At 62.7% G+C, this 16,605-nt stretch carries 18 protein-coding genes; 11 read left to right on the top strand and 7 right to left on the bottom strand.

Annotated elements, in window-relative coordinates; all coding sequences use genetic code 11:
• The first annotated feature begins 268 nt into the window (after window positions 1-268).
• A complete protein-coding gene (rpmB, locus tag ACIPZH_RS23850) occupies window positions 269-505 on the top strand; it encodes a 50S ribosomal protein L28 (RefSeq protein ID WP_012312138.1) in 237 nt (78 codons plus the stop codon).
• Between the two features lie 10 nt (window positions 506-515).
• Entirely contained in the window at window positions 516-671 is a 156-nt protein-coding gene (gene rpmG, locus ACIPZH_RS23845; RefSeq protein ID WP_003253507.1) for a 50S ribosomal protein L33, read from the top strand.
• 78 nt (window positions 672-749) lie between these two features.
• Here the strand turns inward: rpmG and ACIPZH_RS23840 are convergent, their stop codons facing one another.
• Both ACIPZH_RS23840 and ACIPZH_RS23835 read right to left on the bottom strand, forming a co-directional pair.
• Window positions 750-950, bottom strand: coding sequence for a hypothetical protein (locus ACIPZH_RS23840; RefSeq protein ID WP_241804938.1), 201 nt, complete (start codon window positions 948-950; stop codon window positions 750-752).
• A 95-nt stretch (window positions 951-1,045) separates the two neighbouring features.
• Complete coding sequence (locus ACIPZH_RS23835; RefSeq protein ID WP_241804939.1) at window positions 1,046-1,405, bottom strand: cupin domain-containing protein; 360 nt, start codon at window positions 1,403-1,405, stop codon at window positions 1,046-1,048.
• A 196-nt stretch (window positions 1,406-1,601) separates the two neighbouring features.
• On the opposite strand from ACIPZH_RS23835, the gene ACIPZH_RS23830 reads away from it, so the two are divergent.
• Both ACIPZH_RS23830 and ACIPZH_RS23825 read left to right on the top strand, forming a co-directional pair.
• The gene (locus ACIPZH_RS23830; protein WP_400638070.1) at window positions 1,602-3,095 is read left to right on the top strand and encodes an aldehyde dehydrogenase; all 1,494 of its coding nucleotides are present in this window, start codon (window positions 1,602-1,604) and stop codon (window positions 3,093-3,095) included.
• Between the two features lie 102 nt (window positions 3,096-3,197).
• On the top strand, window positions 3,198-4,337 hold the full coding sequence (locus tag ACIPZH_RS23825) for an MFS transporter (protein WP_241804941.1): 1,140 nt from the start codon (window positions 3,198-3,200) through the stop codon (window positions 4,335-4,337).
• A gap of 9 nt (window positions 4,338-4,346) precedes the next feature.
• Here the strand turns inward: ACIPZH_RS23825 and ACIPZH_RS23820 are convergent, their stop codons facing one another.
• Complete coding sequence (locus ACIPZH_RS23820; protein ID WP_400638068.1) at window positions 4,347-5,897, bottom strand: phospholipase D family protein; 1,551 nt, start codon at window positions 5,895-5,897, stop codon at window positions 4,347-4,349.
• A 60-nt stretch (window positions 5,898-5,957) separates the two neighbouring features.
• Entirely contained in the window at window positions 5,958-7,388 is a 1,431-nt protein-coding gene (locus ACIPZH_RS23815) for a PLP-dependent aminotransferase family protein (protein WP_400624266.1), read from the bottom strand.
• 177 nt (window positions 7,389-7,565) lie between these two features.
• On the opposite strand from ACIPZH_RS23815, the gene ACIPZH_RS23810 reads away from it, so the two are divergent.
• The gene (locus ACIPZH_RS23810) at window positions 7,566-7,796 is read left to right on the top strand and encodes a DUF1127 domain-containing protein (protein WP_241804944.1); all 231 of its coding nucleotides are present in this window, start codon (window positions 7,566-7,568) and stop codon (window positions 7,794-7,796) included.
• A 41-nt stretch (window positions 7,797-7,837) separates the two neighbouring features.
• On the opposite strand, the gene ACIPZH_RS23805 is transcribed toward ACIPZH_RS23810, so the two are convergent.
• On the bottom strand, window positions 7,838-9,130 hold the full coding sequence (locus ACIPZH_RS23805) for an NAD(P)/FAD-dependent oxidoreductase (protein ID WP_400638066.1): 1,293 nt from the start codon (window positions 9,128-9,130) through the stop codon (window positions 7,838-7,840).
• Between the two features lie 132 nt (window positions 9,131-9,262).
• Between ACIPZH_RS23805 and ACIPZH_RS23800 the strand changes: the two genes are divergently transcribed.
• Entirely contained in the window at window positions 9,263-9,616 is a 354-nt protein-coding gene (locus tag ACIPZH_RS23800; RefSeq protein ID WP_400638064.1) for a YkgJ family cysteine cluster protein, read from the top strand.
• 2 nt (window positions 9,617-9,618) lie between these two features.
• On the opposite strand, the gene dadR is transcribed toward ACIPZH_RS23800, so the two are convergent.
• Window positions 9,619-10,107, bottom strand: coding sequence for a transcriptional regulator DadR (dadR, locus tag ACIPZH_RS23795; RefSeq protein ID WP_003258963.1), 489 nt, complete (start codon window positions 10,105-10,107; stop codon window positions 9,619-9,621).
• Between the two features lie 153 nt (window positions 10,108-10,260).
• Here dadR and dadA point away from each other — a divergent pair, with 153 nt between their 5' ends.
• From dadA to ACIPZH_RS23770, 5 genes are all read left to right on the top strand, one after another.
• A complete protein-coding gene (gene dadA / locus ACIPZH_RS23790) occupies window positions 10,261-11,562 on the top strand; it encodes a D-amino acid dehydrogenase (RefSeq protein WP_400638063.1) in 1,302 nt (433 codons plus the stop codon).
• Between the two features lie 85 nt (window positions 11,563-11,647).
• The gene (gene alr / locus ACIPZH_RS23785) at window positions 11,648-12,721 is read left to right on the top strand and encodes an alanine racemase (protein ID WP_349975599.1); all 1,074 of its coding nucleotides are present in this window, start codon (window positions 11,648-11,650) and stop codon (window positions 12,719-12,721) included.
• A 110-nt stretch (window positions 12,722-12,831) separates the two neighbouring features.
• On the top strand, window positions 12,832-13,380 hold the full coding sequence (locus ACIPZH_RS23780; RefSeq protein ID WP_241804949.1) for a cupin domain-containing protein: 549 nt from the start codon (window positions 12,832-12,834) through the stop codon (window positions 13,378-13,380).
• Between the two features lie 154 nt (window positions 13,381-13,534).
• Entirely contained in the window at window positions 13,535-13,939 is a 405-nt protein-coding gene (locus ACIPZH_RS23775; protein ID WP_046787067.1) for a cytochrome c5 family protein, read from the top strand.
• A 117-nt stretch (window positions 13,940-14,056) separates the two neighbouring features.
• The gene (locus ACIPZH_RS23770; RefSeq protein ID WP_267820074.1) at window positions 14,057-15,916 is read left to right on the top strand and encodes an acetyl-CoA hydrolase/transferase C-terminal domain-containing protein; all 1,860 of its coding nucleotides are present in this window, start codon (window positions 14,057-14,059) and stop codon (window positions 15,914-15,916) included.
• Between the two features lie 81 nt (window positions 15,917-15,997).
• On the opposite strand, the gene ACIPZH_RS23765 is transcribed toward ACIPZH_RS23770, so the two are convergent.
• The gene (locus ACIPZH_RS23765) at window positions 15,998-16,570 is read right to left on the bottom strand and encodes a xanthine phosphoribosyltransferase (protein ID WP_241804951.1); all 573 of its coding nucleotides are present in this window, start codon (window positions 16,568-16,570) and stop codon (window positions 15,998-16,000) included.
• Window positions 16,571-16,605 lie beyond the last annotated feature (35 nt).

Genomic DNA, 16,605 nt, shown 5'->3' with positions numbered 1-16,605 from the left:
TATGCGGGTTGGCGACGAGTGGTCGACAGTTCGCCGGGCTAGCCGCTATGCTGCTCGCGCACGATTTGTCTCCGGCAGATGCTCATCAGCAGTTGTTGCAATGCAGTCTTTCTGGTATAAAGCAGCGCTCTTTTCTAGGGGCTCGGCCTGTCGCATCAGCGGATCCGGTCGGTAAGACCTCCAGAATCACGGCGCCTGGCGCCAAAGACTGAGAGATTAAGCGGCCAACCCATGCCGGGTTGGGCATGTGGTTTTAGAGGGCTGAGTCATGTCGAGAGTCTGTCAAGTTACTGGTAAGGGTCCAGTAACCGGGAACAACATTTCCCACGCAAACAACAAAACCCGTCGTCGTTTCCTGCCGAACCTGCAGCACCACCGTTTCTGGGTTGAATCCGAGAACCGTTTCGTGCGTCTGCGCGTATCTGCCAAAGGCATGCGCGTCATTGACAAGCGTGGTATCGACGTAGTGCTGGCCGAGCTGCGTGCTCGCGGCGAAAAGTTCTAAGGAGAACGTCATGCGTGAATTGATCCGTCTGGTTTCGAGTGCTGGCACTGGCCACTTCTACACCACCGACAAGAACAAGCGCACCACCCCGGACAAAATCGAGATCAAGAAATACGATCCCGTTGTTCGCAAGCACGTGGTGTACAAGGAAGCCAAGATCAAGTAATTGATCGGCGACCTGAAAAAAACCCGCATCCGAAAGGACGCGGGTTTTTTTTTACGTGGATGCCAACAGCAGTGGATATCAGCTGATGCGCAGGCCGTCGATGGTGCCGTTGGCATCGACGCTGATCATCACCCGGTCGGAGCGTATGTCCAAGGTGGTGACGTCGCGTGGGCCGGCGGCGCTCAGCAGGCCAGTAAGTTCGAGAATGTAGGGTTTGACGCTTTCTACATACTGCGAGCCAATCACGTGACGAGCACGGTCGAGGATATCGGTAGTCATGGTGTTCTCCTTGAGTTGTCCCGAATTGGACGCATCAAGGATCCCGCCTTTGGCTTGCCGGGCTGTGGTACTTAATCACCACGCTGGCGTCGCAATCATTTCTGCTCGAACATCACATAAATCTTGCGGCACGGCTCCAGCACTTCCCAGGTGCCCTGGAAGCCAGCCGGGATGACGAACCGATCACCGGCACGCAGGGTCTTGGCCCCGCCATCCGGGTCGCGCAATACTGAAACGCCCTGCACGATCTCGCAGTATTCGTGCTCGGTGTAGTTCACCGTCCACTGCCCCACTTCACCTTCCCAGACACCTGCGGCGAACTGCCCGCACGGGCTGGAATAGTGGTTGTAGACAGCCTGGTCTGGCTCGCCCTTGAGGATTTTTTCTGCCGCGGGACGGTAGCGTTCAGCCTCGGTGAGGACCTGGGCGAAGTCGATGATGTTGGCGATGTTCATGGTGCGGCTCCTATTTTTGTTTAATAAAATGCACATCAGTAGGCTTTTGAGCCTCATGTGTCAAATATATTGATAGTTTGCACTGGCTGGTTTAGGGTATCGCTTGCCAGTGTGCGCTTGTCGCCCGGCCAGAATTCTGACAACGCCTGTGAGTCCTCAGTGCGGCGTTGCACCTAAACAAGAGGAGGAGTTTCGTATGACCACCCTGACTCGTGCAGACTGGGAGCAACGTGCCCAGCAATTGAAGATCGAAGGGCGTGCCTTCATCAACGGCGAATACACCGACGCCGCATCCGGTGAAACCTTCGACTGCCTGAGCCCGGTCGACGGACGCTTCCTGGCCAAGGTTGCCAGCTGCGACCTGGCCGATGCCAACCACGCGGTGGAAAACGCACGCGCAACCTTCGATTCCGGCGTGTGGTCGCAGCTGGCTCCGGCCAAGCGCAAAGCCAAGCTGATTCGCTTCGCCGACCTGCTGCGCAAGCACGTCGAAGAGCTGGCGCTGCTGGAAACCCTGGACATGGGCAAGCCGATCGGCGACTCCTCCAGCATCGACGTGCCAGGCGCGGCCAATGCCATCCACTGGACCGCCGAAGCCATCGACAAGGTCTACGACGAAGTTGCCCCCACCCCGCATGACCAGCTAGGCCTGGTCACCCGCGAGCCAGTGGGTGTGGTCGGTGCCATCGTACCGTGGAACTTCCCGCTGCTGATGGCCTGCTGGAAGATCGCTCCAGCCCTGGCCACCGGTAACTCGCTGGTACTCAAGCCATCCGAGAAGTCGCCGCTGACCGCTATCCGCATCGCCCAGCTGGCCATCGAAGCCGGCATCCCCGCCGGTGTGCTGAACGTACTCCCAGGCTACGGCCACACCGTCGGCAAGGCCCTGGCCCTGCACATGGACGTCGATACCCTGGTGTTCACCGGCTCGACCAAGATCGCCAAGCAGCTGATGGTGTACGCCGGCGAGTCGAACATGAAGCGCGTCTGGCTGGAGGCCGGCGGCAAGAGCCCGAACATCGTCTTCGCCGACGCCCCGGACCTGCAGGCCGCTGCCGAAGCTGCCGCCAGTGCCATCGCCTTCAACCAGGGCGAAGTCTGCACTGCCGGTTCCCGCCTGCTGGTCGAGCGTTCGATCAAGGACCAGTTCCTGCCCATGGTGGTTGAAGCGCTCAAGGGCTGGAAACCAGGCAACCCGCTGGACCCGCAGACCACCGTCGGTGCGCTGGTCGACACCCAGCAGATGAATACCGTGCTGTCGTACATCGACGCCGGCCACAAGGACGGCGCCAAGTTGCTGGCCGGTGGCAAGCGCACCCTGGAAGAAACGGGCGGCACTTATGTCGAGCCGACCATCTTCGACGGCGTGACCAACGCCATGAAGATCGCCCAGGAAGAAATCTTCGGCCCGGTGCTGTCGGTCATCGCCTTCGATACCGCCGAAGAAGCCATCGCCATTGCCAACGACACGCCCTATGGTCTGGCCGCTGGTATCTGGACCTCGGATATTTCCAAGGCCCACAAGACTGCCCGTGCCGTGCGCGCGGGCAGTGTCTGGGTCAACCAGTACGATGGCGGCGACATGACCGCGCCGTTCGGCGGCTTCAAGCAGTCGGGCAACGGCCGTGACAAGTCGCTGCATGCGCTGGAGAAGTACACCGAGCTGAAGGCGACCTGGATCAAGCTGTAAATCCATAGGGGCTGCGCTACAGCCCCAACAACAGCCGGGCCGGTTCACGCCGTCCCGGCTGTGTCGTTTCTGCTATTCAAGCATTCTGCCTGGGAGGCTGCTATGCGCTGGGGAACCTACTTTGCTGTGCTGGCATCGGTGCTGAGCGTCGGGCTCGCGCTCGGCGTGAGCATGCCGCTGGTGTCCCTGCGGCTGGAGGCCTGGGGCTACGGCAGCTTCGCCATCGGCGTGATGGCGGCTATGCCGGCGCTGGGTGTGCTGCTCGGGGCGAGCCTGGCCAGCCGCCTGGCCGGGTGGGTCGGCGTGCCTGCGGCCATGCGCTTGTGCCTGTGGGGCGGGGCATTATCGATCGGCCTGCTGGCGGTGTTGCCGAGCTACCCGCTGTGGTTGGCGCTACGCTTGCTGATCGGTATGTCGCTGACCGTGGTGTTCATCCTTGGCGAGAGCTGGATCAACCAGTTGGTGGTGGAGCAGTGGCGCGGGCGCCTGGTGGCGCTGTATGGCAGCAGCTACGCCTTGAGCCAGCTGGCCGGGCCACTGGTACTGGGCTTTCTCGGCTCCGACGATGACTTTGGCTTCTGGGCTGCGACGGGCCTGTTACTGCTATCGCCCTTGCTGCTGTTGGGCCGTGGCGGCGCACCGAGTACCGAGGCCTGCAGCGTTACCTTCCGCGACCTGTTCGCCTTCTGTCGCCGACTGCCGGTGATCGCCTGGGCCATCGCGCTGTTCGCTTCCTTCGAGGCGATGATCCTCACCCTGTTGCCGGTGTATTGCCTGCAGCAGGGTTTCACCACCGAGCTGGCGCTGTTCATGGTCAGTACTGTGGTGGTGGGTGACGCGGTGCTGCAATTGCCGATTGGCGCCTTGGCCGACCACATGTCGCGGCGCGCGCTGTTCACCGCTTGTGCGGTGACCTTGCTGTGTTCCAGCCTGGCGATTCCGTTGCTTTTGCACACGCCGGCGATCTGGCCGTTGTGGGTGCTGTTCGGTGCCAGTGCCGGTGGCCTGTTCACCTTGTCGCTGATACTGATCGGCGAGCGGTACCGGGATGATGCCCTCGTGCGGGCCAATGCCCATGTGGCGCAGCTGTGGGGTATCGGCTGCCTGCTGGGGCCGTTGCTGGCAGGTGCAGGTAGCCAGTGGCTCAGTGGCCATGCCTTGCCGCTGCTGATGGCAATTGGGGCGGCCGGGTTGGTGGTGTTGACCCGGCGGCGCGGTGCCTTCGAGCCCGCCGCCGCCTGAGGCCCTGGGCTAGAGCATTTTCTCCAGCCCGACGGCCTTGCTGATCCACGCATTGAACCGCCGCCAGAGCCCACCGGGCTCTGCCGTCAGGGTGTGCAGTTGGCCGTTGTCCTCGGTCACCCAGGCCAGCTTGTCATGCTCGAGCCTGACCTGATAACTGAGCGCTGGCGCCATACCCTGAACGGCCAGCTCGCGGGTGTATTCGGCCAGCTCCGGGCTGTCCACCAGCACCCCGACCTCGGTATTCCACAGCACCGAACGCGGGTCGAAATTGAACGAGCCGATGAAGGTCTTGCGCCGGTCGAACACGATCGCCTTGCTGTGCAGGCTGGAATCCGAACCGCCTTGGTAACTCAGGCGTCCGGCACTGGGGTCGCCCGGCTGGCGGCGTAACTCGAACAGCTGCACGCCGTGTTCGAGCAGCGCCCGGCGGTAGGGTGCATACCCGCCATGCACCGCCGGTACATCGGTGGCCTCCAGTGAGTTGGTCAACAGCTTGACCGACGTACCGGCGTCCGCACGGCCGGTCAGGTACAGCAGCCCCGGCTCGCCAGGGACGAAATAGGCTGAAACCAGGATCAACTCGTGATGCACGTTAGCCAGGTCAGGGGCCAACTGCTGGCTCATCAGCAGCTGCGGATCCGGCTCGTCGTCTGCCAGCACCTTGCTCGGCGCGTCCCACAAGGCCTGACTGTGGGCCCAGATCAGCTCATTACGCCAAACATCCAGGCGTGGCTCTGACTGGTAGGCCATCAGGCGGTCATACAGCGCCTTGCGTTGTACCCGCGCCTCGGCCAGGGACACTTCCAGGCGGTGGCGGCTGGCGGCAAGGTCGGCGGCATCCGGCAGTTGCCAGAGGAAGTCAGTGACAGGCCTGCTCAGGGCACTGTTCCAGTATTGGTCGAAGCTGTGCCCGAGCTGCTCGGCCACCGGGCCCACGCCGAGCATGTCGATGTCAGTGAAATTCAGGTTGGGCTCGGCATCGAAATATTCATCGCCCAGGTTGCGCCCGCCGACGATGGCCATGCTGTTGTCCACCAGGAACAGCTTGTTGTGCATGCGCCGGTGCTGGCGCGACAGGTTGAACAGGCGCCCGAACGCCCGCGTCACCCCTGTGCTGCGGCCCAGGTGCAGGGGGTTGAATACACGGATCTGGATGTTCGGATGGGCATCCAGGGTGCCCATGATGGTGTCCAAGCCATCGCTGGTGGTGTCGTCGAGCAGAATGCGCACGCGTACGCCCCGATCGGCCGCGCGCAGCAGTTCATGGACCAGGGCGCGGGTGCTCAGGCCGTCGTGGACGATGTAGTACTGCAAGTCGATGCTGGCCTGGGCGTTGCGGATCAGCTCGGCGCGGGCCCGGAAGGCCTCGTTGCTGTTGGGCAGCAGACGGAAACCGGACCGTCCCTCATAGGGTGCGGCCTGGCGCAATACCGAACGGCCGAAAGCTGAATCTTTGGCCGGCAATGCCTGGCTGGTCTCGCGGGGTGTACCGACGCTGGCGCAGCCTGCAAGGCCTAGCAGCGCCAGCAGCAGGGGCAGAGCTCGCTGGAGTCTCAAAGGTGGATCGTCCTGTGCGGCAAGGGCTTGAGAGGTAGGACCGTCAAGGGCGGCGCAAAGTTACCCGTCGGTGTGACTTTCATCCAGTAGACGAAGGGCGGTTTCCCCCACTTTGCGTACCGCGTCCTCGATTTGCGGGGTTGGCCGCGCGGCAAAATTCATCCGCAGGCAGTGGCGGAACTTGCCAGAGGCCGAAAAGATGCTGCCTACGGCAACCTGCACGCCCTGTTCCAGTAAAGCGCGGTTCAGCCGCAGCGTGTCGAAATGTTCTGGCAGCTCCACCCACAGCATGAAGCCGCCCTGAGGCCGGCTGACGCGTGTGCCAGGCGGGAAGTAACGGTTTACCCAGTCGCTCATCAGGTCGCGGCCGCGCTGGTACTGGCTACGCATGCGCCGTACATGGGGGTGGTAGTGGCCGCTGGCGATGAAATCGGCGATCGCCAGCTGCGGCTGGGTGGCCGTGCTGCCGGTGCTGATGTACTTCATGTGCAACACCCGCTCCAGATAGCGCCCTGGCGCCACCCAGCCGATGCGCAGGCCCGGGGCGAGCGTCTTGGAGAACGAACTGCACAGCAGCACACGACCGTCGTCGTCGAACGACTTGAGGGTGCGCGGGCGAGGGTAGGTGTAGGCCAGGTCGCCATACACATCGTCTTCGAGGATGGCGACATCATAGCGCTGGGCCAGGTTCAGCAGGGCCTTCTTGCGCGCTTCGGGCATGATGTAACCAAGCGGATTGTTACAGCTTGGCGTGATCTGGATGAGCTTGATCGGCCACTGTTCAAGTGCCAGTTCCAGCGCTTCCAGGCTGATGCCGGTGATGGGGTCGGTAGGGATCTCCAACGCCTTCATGCCCAAGCCTTTGAGGGTTTGCATGGCGCCGTGGAAGCTCGGCGAATCTACCGCGACAATGTCGCCCGGCTCGCAGACTGCGCGGATACTGCACGACAACGCCTCGTGGCAGCCGGTCGTCACCACCAGGTCCGCCGGGCCAAGGCGGCAGCCCGAGTCCAGCACCAGGCGGGCAACCTGCTCGCGCAAGGCGAGGTTGCCGTGGATGTTGTCGTAGTACAGCCCCGGCATGTCCTGGCGCCGGCTGAGCTGGGCCAGGCTGCGCAGCAGGGGCTTCAGGCTCGGGCTGTCGATGTCGGGCATGCCACGGCCGAGCTGTATGACGTCTTGACGAGGCGTGCTGCGTACCAGCTCCAGGACCTGTTCCCACTGCGAAATGTCCACTGGCCGCTGGGCCGGGCGGCTGACAGCGGGCAGTGCGGCGAGGTGGCGATGGTCGTTGACGAAGTAGCCGGATTTGGGGCGTGGCGAAACCATGCCGTTGTCTTCCAGCAGGCGGTAGGCCTGCTGCACCGTACTCAGGCTGACCCCGTGCTCCACGCTCAGGGCGCGCACCGATGGCAGGCGCTGGCCGGGGCGGTAGAGGCCCTGCTCGATACGGGTGCCGAGCAGCTCGGCGAGGTTCAGGTAGAGCGTCACGGCATACTCCTGTGGGCGATTGCCCGCCCGACCAGTACAGTTGCGTTGAAAATACAGCATTCAGGCAGAAATTGGCCAATTCTGTATGGGAATAATAAGGGTGTATTGAATCTGTATTGCTGGTGCTGGCGACGCGCATGCTTTCTCCACGTAACCACTGAACGGGAGAACGCAGCGATGGGCGGGATGAGCGATGTGCGCTTGCAATTGTTGGCCAGGGAGCTGGAAGCCGGGCAGCAGGCCAAGGTGTTCAACGCCCCGCAAGGGATGGGGCGCTGGGGCTTGATGCTGCATCGCTGGCACACCCGCAGGGCGTTGCTGCAGTTGACTGATGCCGAGCTGCGCGATGTTGGGCTGAGCTGGGAGCAGGCCCTGAGCGAAGGGCGTAAACCCTTCTGGAAAGACTGACCTGCATGACCCTGCGCGGTCCTTGCTGGACCGCTCAGGTTTCAGGCCAATTCTTTGAGCCTGTGCCAGAGCATCCCCAACGCCAGCAGCGGCGAGCGCAGGTATTTGCCGCCAGGGAAGGTGATGTGTGGCACCTTGGCGAACAGGTCGAAGCGCCCGCTTTGCTGGCCGCTGATGGCTTCACCCAGCAGGCGCGCTGCCAGGTGAGTGGCGTTGAGCCCATGGCCAGAGTAGGCCTGGGCGTAATAGACATTCGGCTGGCTGGCCAGGCGGCCGATCTGTGGCAGGCGGTTGGCGCCGATGCCGATCATCCCACCCCACTGGTAATCGATGCGCACATCGGCCAGTTGCGGGAACACCTTGAGCATCTTCGGCTGCATGTAGGCGGCAATGTCCTGCGGATCGCGGCCGGAGTAATGGCAGGCACCGCCGAACAACAGGCGGTGGTCGGCGGACAGGCGGTAGTAGTCCAGTGCCACGCGCTGGTCGCACACTGCCATGTTCTGCGGCAGCAACTGGCGCGCGCGTTCCTCACCCAGCGGTTCGGTGGCGATGATGTAGCTGCCTGCTGGCAGCACCTTGCCGCCCAGCTCGCGGTTCAGGCCGTTGTGGTAGGCATTGCAGCACAGCACCAGGGTTTTGGCGCGCACCCTGCCTTGGGCGGTGTGCACTTTCACTTCAGGGCCGTACTCGATGCGGCTGACGTGCGATTGCTCGAATAGCTGCACACCGAGGCGGCTGGCCACGGCTGCTTCGCCCAGCGCCAGGTTGAGCGGGTGCAGGTGCCCTGAGCCCATGTCGATCAGGCCGCCCACATAACGGTCGGAGCCGACCACGCTGTGGATAGTGTCTTTGTGCACCAGACGCAGTTCGTGACGGTAGCCCAGGCTGCGCAATTCTTCGGCATCTTCGGCGAAGCCTTGCAGCTCGCCGGGCTTGTTCGCCAGGTCGCAGTAACCCCAGGTCAGGTCGCAGGCGATGGCGTGGCGCTCGACCCGCTCACGGACGATGTCCACGGCTTCCAGGCCCATCAGCTTCATGCTGCGTACGCCTTCTTCACCGATCACCGCACGGAACTGATCCAGCCCGTGGCCCACGCCCCGGATAAGCTGGCCGCCATTGCGACCGCTGGCACCCCAGCCGAGCTTGCGCGCTTCGAGCAGGATCACCGACAGGCCACGTTCGGCCAGCTCGATGGCGGTATTGAGGCCCGAGTAGCCACCGCCAACGATGCACACGTCGGCGCTGTGCTCGCCTTGCAGGTACGGATGATCGGGGTGTGGCGCGCTGCTGGCGGCGTAGTAGGAGGCGGCGTGCTGCGCGCTGTGGATCATTGGCGGGTCCTGGGTGTCGAGACAGAGGAGGGAGGATAAGCCGGGTTTTCGGGGTCGGGCAACCGGCCTGATTCTGGGCAAGCCGGCGATGAGGCCTATAATCGAGCCTCAATCTTCAATGTGTTTGTCACCATGTCCTGCAACCGCCACAAGATCCAGTTCCTGCGTGAACTCATCCCTTCCTTCGAATGCGAGCCCGGTTGTCACGACTGCTGTGGCCCGGTAACCACGTCTGCCGAAGAGATGGCCCGCCTGCCGCGCAAGTCACAGGCTGAGCAGGATGCGGCACTGGAGCGCCTGGACTGTGTGCACCTGGGGCCTAATGGCTGCACCGTCTACGAAGAGCGACCGATGATCTGCCGCCTGTTCGGCACCACCCCACGCATGGCCTGCCCACGCGGCCGTGGCCCGGAACAGATGATCGAGCCGCAGGCCGAGGAGCTCGTCCACCGGTTCATCGCCACCACCCGCCAGGTGCTGGTCTAGCGTCAATCCGGGATCGGCAGGCAGAGGCTTTCCTTCACCTCCTCCATCACGATGTAGCTCTTGGATTCACGCACATGCGGTAGCTTGAGCAGGATGTCGCCAAGCAGCTTGCGGTATGAAGCCATCTCCGAAATACGTGCCTTGACCAGGTAATCGAAATCGCCCGACACCAAGTGGCATTCCAGCACGTGGGGCAGCTTGAGTACCGCGCGGCGGAACTCCTCGAACGTGTCGCCCGACTTGTAGTCCAGGCTGATTTCCACGAATACCAGCAGGCTGCCCTTCAGGTGCTGAGGGTTGAGCCGGGCGTTGTAGCCCATGATGATGCCCTCCCGCTCCAGGCGGCGCACGCGCTCGGTGCAAGGGGTGGTGGAAAGCCCGACTTTCTCGCCCAGTTCGGTGAAGGAAATGCGCCCGTCATTCTGCAGGATCCGCAGGATGTTGCGGTCGATCTTGTCCAGTTCACGCTTGCTCTGGTGCTGGGTTCTCATAGGGGATGCCCCTCCGTGAAAGGCGTTTTTGCCGAGAATTCTCGCCAAATATAGGCTTTTATATAGTGAATTGCACTGGCCTGTAATTTTTATACTGCGCGCATCCATGCCATATCAACAAAAATGCGGTGCGCCGCGTGCGAGGGATCAACGATGCGAGTTCTGGTACTTGGTAGCGGTGTAATCGGAACCGCCAGTGCCTATTACCTGGCCCGGCAAGGTTTTGAAGTGACTGTGGTCGATCGCCAACCGGCGGTGGCGATGGAAACCAGCTTCGCCAACGCAGGCCAGATCTCGCCCGGCTACGCCTCGCCGTGGGCCGCCCCAGGCGTGCCGCTCAAAGCCATCAAGTGGCTGCTGGAGCGCCACGCGCCACTGGCCATCAAGCTGACCGGCGACGTCGACCAGTACCTGTGGATGGCGCAGATGCTGCGTAACTGCACCGCCAGCCGGTATGCAGTGAACAAAGAGCGCATGGTGCGCCTGTCTGAGTACAGCCGTGATTGCCTCGACGAACTGCGCGCCGAAACCGGTATCGCTTACGAAAGCCGCACTTTGGGCACCACCCAGCTGTTCCGCACCCAGGCTCAGGTCGATGCTGCTGCCAAGGACATCGCTGTGCTCGAGCAGTCGGGGGTGCCCTATGAGCTGCTGGACCGCGACGGCATTGCCCGTGTCGAGCCCGCCCTGGCAGGGGTCAAGGACATTCTCGCCGGTGCCCTGCGCCTGCCCAACGACCAGACCGGCGACTGCCAGCTGTTCACCACCAGGCTTGCTGACATGGCCCGCAAGTTGGGTGTCGAATTCCGCTTCGGTCAGGACATCCAGCGCCTCGACTTCGCCGGTGACCGAATCAATGGCGTATGGGTCGACGGCAAGCTTGAAACCGCCGACCGCTACGTGCTGGCGCTGGGCAGCTACTCGCCGCAGATGCTCAAACCGCTGGGCATCAAAGCACCGGTCTACCCGCTCAAGGGGTATTCGCTGACCGTGCCGATCACCAACGCCGACATGGCGCCTACTTCGACCATTCTCGATGAGACCTACAAGGTCGCCATCACCCGCTTCGACAACCGTATCCGTGTCGGTGGCATGGCTGAGATCGCCGGTTTTGACCTGTCGCTGAACCCGCGCCGGCGCGAAACACTGGAGATGATCGTCAACGGCCTTTATCCTCGCGGCGGTGACCTGAGCCAGGCCAGTTTCTGGACCGGCCTGCGGCCGGCGACTCCGGACGGCACCCCGATCGTGGGGGCTACCGCGTTCCGAAACCTGTTCCTCAATACCGGCCACGGTACGCTGGGTTGGACCATGGCCTGTGGTTCCGGGCGCCTGCTGGCTGACCTGATTGCGCGCAAAAAGCCGCAAATCAGCGCTGAAGGGCTGGATATTTCACGCTATGGCAACACCCGGGAAGCCGCCAAGCAAGGCCATACGGCGCCAGTGCACCAGTAATCGCCTGGCGTCACCGGCCCATCGCTGGCCTGCCGGCGATGGGTTCAACACTGTTTTCAACCTGAACCACCATAAGGCTGCCGCCATGCGTCCCGCCCGCGCCCTGATCGACCTCCAAGCCCTGCGTCACAACTACCGCCTTGCCCGTGAACTGACCGGCGCCAAAGCCCTCGCCGTGATCAAGGCCGACGCCTATGGCCACGGTGCCGTGCGTTGCGCCCTTGCACTGGAAGCCGAAGCCGATGGCTTTGCCGTGGCGTGCATCGAAGAGGCGCTGGAGTTGCGTGCGGCAGGCATCAAGGCGCCGATGCTGCTGCTCGAAGGCTTTTTCCAAGCCAGCGAGCTTTCCCTGATCGCCGAGCATGACCTGTGGTGCGTGGTGCATTCGCTGTGGCAGCTGGAGGCCATCGAAAATACCCCCGTGCACAAGCCATTGACCGTTTGGCTCAAGCTCGACAGCGGCATGCACCGTGTCGGACTGCACCCCAAGGACTATCACGACGCTTACCAGCGCCTGCTGGCCAGCGGCAAGGTTGCGCGCATCGTGCTGATGAGCCATTTCGCCCGTGCCGATGAACTGGATGCCGACGCCACTGAGCAGCAGATTGCCGTGTTCGAGGCCGCCCGGCAGGGGCTGGCTGCCGAATGCAGCCTGCGCAACTCGCCCGGCGTGCTCGCCTGGCCTCATGCCCCCAGCGACTGGGTGCGCCCTGGCATCATGCTGTATGGCGCAACCCCGTTCGACGTGGCGCAAGCCCAGGCCGAGCGCCTGCAGCCGGTAATGACCCTGCAATCGCAGGTGATCAGCGTGCGGGAACTTCCCGCTGGCGAGCCCGTAGGCTACGGCGCCAAGTTCATCAGCCAACGCCCCAGCCGGGTCGGTGTCGTTGCCATGGGCTATGCCGATGGCTACCCCCGCCAGGCCCCGACCGGTACCCCGGTGATGGTCGCCGGCAAGCGCAGCCAGCTGATTGGCCGGGTTTCCATGGACATGCTGTGCATCGACCTGACCGACGTGCCCGAAGCGACCATCGGCAGCCCGGTCGAGCTGTGGGGCAAGCACGTGTTGGCCAGTGACGTCGCCATGCACGCAGGGACCATCCCCTACCAGATCTTCTGCAACCTCAAACGCGTGCCACTGGACTACGTCGGCGAATGACACGCTGAAGCGGACAGCCTGAGGGGCGGTGTGTTGTAAATACTGAACGGCATTGCCATGATATCGTTCACATTCACCCCGCCATCTCACCGTTTCAGGAGGCTCCAGCTTTGGACGTCGGCGAACGACTGCAAGCCATCCGCAAGCTCAAGGGCCTGTCCCAGCGTGAACTCGCCAAGCGTGCGGGCGTGACCAACAGCACCATCTCGATGATCGAGAAGAACAGTGTGAGCCCCTCGATCAGTTCGCTGCGCAAGGTGCTCAGCGGCATTCCCATGTCCATGGTCGAGTTTTTCTCCGTGGAACTGGAAGCGCAAAGCCAGGCCCAGATTGTCTACAAGGCCCACGAGTTGATCGACATTTCCGACGGCGCGGTGACCATGAAGCTGGTAGGCAAGTCGCATCCCAACCGCGCGATCGCCTTCCTTACCGAGGTCTACCCGCCGGGTGCCGACACCGGAGCGGAGATGCTCACCCACGATGGCGAAGAGACCGGCATCCTCCTGGAGGGCAGGCTGGAACTGGTGGTAGGCACCGAGACCTTCATCCTCGAAGAAGGTGACAGCTACTACTTCGAAAGCACCCGCCCGCACCGTTTTCGCAACCCGTTCGATGAGCCGGCCCGACTGATCAGCGCGGCAACGCCCTCGAACTTTTGATCCAGCGCAGTGCATTGATTCGGCAATACCCTTTTCCTGAGTAGGGTCGTTTCACGGCTTATGGGTTCCCGCTATACTTTTCAACGCTCGCATTACCGTGGCCGCGGGCGTGATTAGCCACCATGAGGGTGTTCGCGTGAACCAAACCAAGAAGATGCTGGCCGTACCAGCAGCCGTATTCGCCCTTTGGGCAATGAGCGCAACCGCTGCGACCAATGATGACATTGCCAAACGCCTCGAGCCGGTGGGTCAGGTGTGCGTCCAGGGCCAGGAATGCAAGGGCATGGAGGTGGCCGCTTCGGCTGGCGGTGGCGGTGCCAAGACACCGGATGAAATCATCGCCAAGCATTGCAACGCCTGCCATGGCAGCGGCCTGCTCGGCGCGCCGAAAATTGGCGATACCGCCGCATGGAAAGAACGTGCCGACCACCAGGGCGGCCTCGATGGGATCCTTGCCAAGGCCATAACCGGCATCAATGCCATGCCCCCCAAGGGCACCTGCGCCGATTGCTCGGATGAAGACCTCAAGGCCGCCATCCAGAAAATGTCCGGGCTTTGAGCCAGCGTTGAATTGCCGATAGCCCGCCTTCCATGGCGGGCTTTGTCTTTGCGCAGGCAACGACCGCTGTCGATTCCTGTCCAACCCCTGAACCTACGGAAGACTCAGGAGGCCAATATGCACCTCTGCTCCATCGACCAGGCAGTCGAGCAGGTCTTGTCACGCTTGCCCGCCCACATTCACATGGGCCTGCCGCTGGGGCTTGGCAAACCCAATGCCTTCGTCAATGCGTTGTACGCCCGGGTGCGTGACCTGCCAGAGCGCCGCTTGACGATCTACACGGCTTTGTCGCTTGGCCGCCCACCCTTGGGCGACGGCCTGCAACGACGTTTCCTCGAGCCCTTCGTCGAGCGTGTGTTCGCCGATTACCAGGAACTCACCTACCTGGCCGACCTGCGCAACGACCAGCTGCCGCCCAACATCCGCGTCGAGCAGTTCTTCATGCAGCCCGGCGGCCTGCTGCACAGTGATTGCGCACAGCAAGACTACGTCAGCAGCAACTACAGCCACGCAGCCCGCGACATCAACGCCAAGGGCCTGAACCTGATCGCGCAATTGGTCGCCGCCACGCCGGAAAGGCCGGTGCACTTGAGCCTGGCCTGCAACCCCGACATCACCCTCGACCTGCTGCCGATGATCGCCAAGCGCCGCGAGGCCGGCGAAACCATCCTCATGCTCGGCCAGGTGCATGCCGAGCTGCCCTACATGCCAGGCGATTCGGAGTTGGGCATGGAGGCGTTCGACCTGCTGATCGATCAGGTGGAACAGCGTCGGCTGTTCTCCACACCGAACATGCCGGTAACCACCCAGGACCATTGCATCGGCCTGCATGCCAGCACCCTGGTGCGCGATGGCGGCACCCTGCAGATCGGCATTGGCGCCATGGGTGATGCCGTGACCGCTGCGTTGCTGGCGCGCCAAGGCGACAACCCTGGGTATCGGGCATTGATGGGTGAGCTGGATGTAGGGCCCTGGCACACCCTGATCGAGCGTGAGGGCGGGCTGGATGCGTTCGCCCAAGGCCTCTATGGGTGCAGTGAGATGTTCGTCAACGGCCTGCTGGCGCTGGCCGAAGCCGGGGTGGTGCGGCGCCCGGCTGACGAGCAAGGCGTGCTGGTACATGGCGGCTTCTTCCTTGGCCCGCAGGCGTTCTATCAACGCTTGCGGGAGATGCCACTGGAGCAGCGCGCGCAGTTTGCCATGACGCGTATCAGCTTCATCAACGAGCTATATGGCCAGGAAGAACTGAAGCGTCGCCAGCGGCGTGATGCCCGGTTCATCAACACCGTGTTCACCATGACCCTGCTCGGCGCGGGGGTAGCCGACCAGCTGGAAAATGGCCGCGTGCTCAGCGGCGTGGGCGGGCAGTACAATTTCGTCGCACAGGGCCACGCGCTGGAGGGCGGGCGATCCATCCTGTTGCTGCGCAGTTGGCGTGAGGCGGGGGGCGAGGTCAGCTCCAACCTGCTCTGGGCCTACGGCCACTGCACCATCCCCCGGCACTTGCGTGACATCGTGGTGACCGAGTACGGCATTGCCGACTTGCGTGGGCAGACCGACAGCGAAGTGATCGCCCGGCTACTGGCAATCACCGACTCCAGATTCCAGGGCGAGCTGATCGAACAGGCCAAGCAGGCAGGCAAGCTCGCAAAAGACTTTCAACTCGATGCGCGGTTTACCGACAACACGCCTGAGCGACTTGAGCAGATCAGGGCGCGGCATGCACGGCTGTTCCCTGAGTACCCGTTGGGGACTGATTTCACCGCTGAGGAGCGGGACTTGCTGCGGGCGTTGGGCTGGCTCAAAAGCAAGTTCAGGTTGAGCGAGGTGCTGGAGCTGGGCAAGGCAGCGCTGGATGCGCCGGGGCCGGAGGGGTATGCGGCGCAGTTGGCGCGCATGCAGCTCGATGAGCCGCGAGGGCTGAAAGAAGAGCTGTATCAGCGGTTGGTTTTGGCAGGGTTGGCAGCGACGCGATAATTACGGGCCTGCTTTGCAGCGGACTGCCGGCACGCCAGCTCCTTTGGGAGCCGGCTTGCCGACGATGAGGCCGGTACAGGCTCAATCGATGAAGCTGACCACGCCACCTTCCAGCGACTTCACCCGGGCCAGGGATTCAACGCGGTAACCTTGGCTATCCAGCTCGGCACGGCCACCCTGGAACGATTTCTCGATGACGATACCCAGGCCGGCAACGGTAGCACCGGCTTGCTTGATGATCGAGATCAGCGCCTGGGAGGCTTTGCCGTTGGCCAGGAAGTCATCGATCACCAGCACGCGGTCGCTGCTGTTGAGGTGGCGCGGGGAGATGGCCACGGTGTTTTCGGTCTGCTTGGTGAAGGAATACACCGAGGCCGTCAGCAGGTTTTCGGTCAGGGTCAGGGACTGATGCTTGCGCGCGAAGATCACCGGAACGCCCAGCTTCAGGCCAGTCATCACCGCCGGCGCAATGCCCGAGGCTTCGATGGTGACGATCTTGGTCACACCGGCATCGGCGTAAAGGCGAGCGAATTCGTCACCGATCAGCTGCATCAGCGCAGGGTCGATCTGGTGGTTGAGAAACGCATCGACTTTGAGAACCTGATCGGAAAGCACGATGCCTTCGTCGCGAATCTTCTGCTGCAGTGCTTCCACTGTGTATCTCCGATGTAGCAAAGGTGGCCGCAAAG

Source organism: Pseudomonas sp. NPDC089758 (assembly GCF_044748705.1).
GTDB classification, from domain to species: domain Bacteria; phylum Pseudomonadota; class Gammaproteobacteria; order Pseudomonadales; family Pseudomonadaceae; genus Aquipseudomonas; species Aquipseudomonas putida_X.
This window is presented reverse-complemented; position numbering and strand designations above follow the sequence as displayed.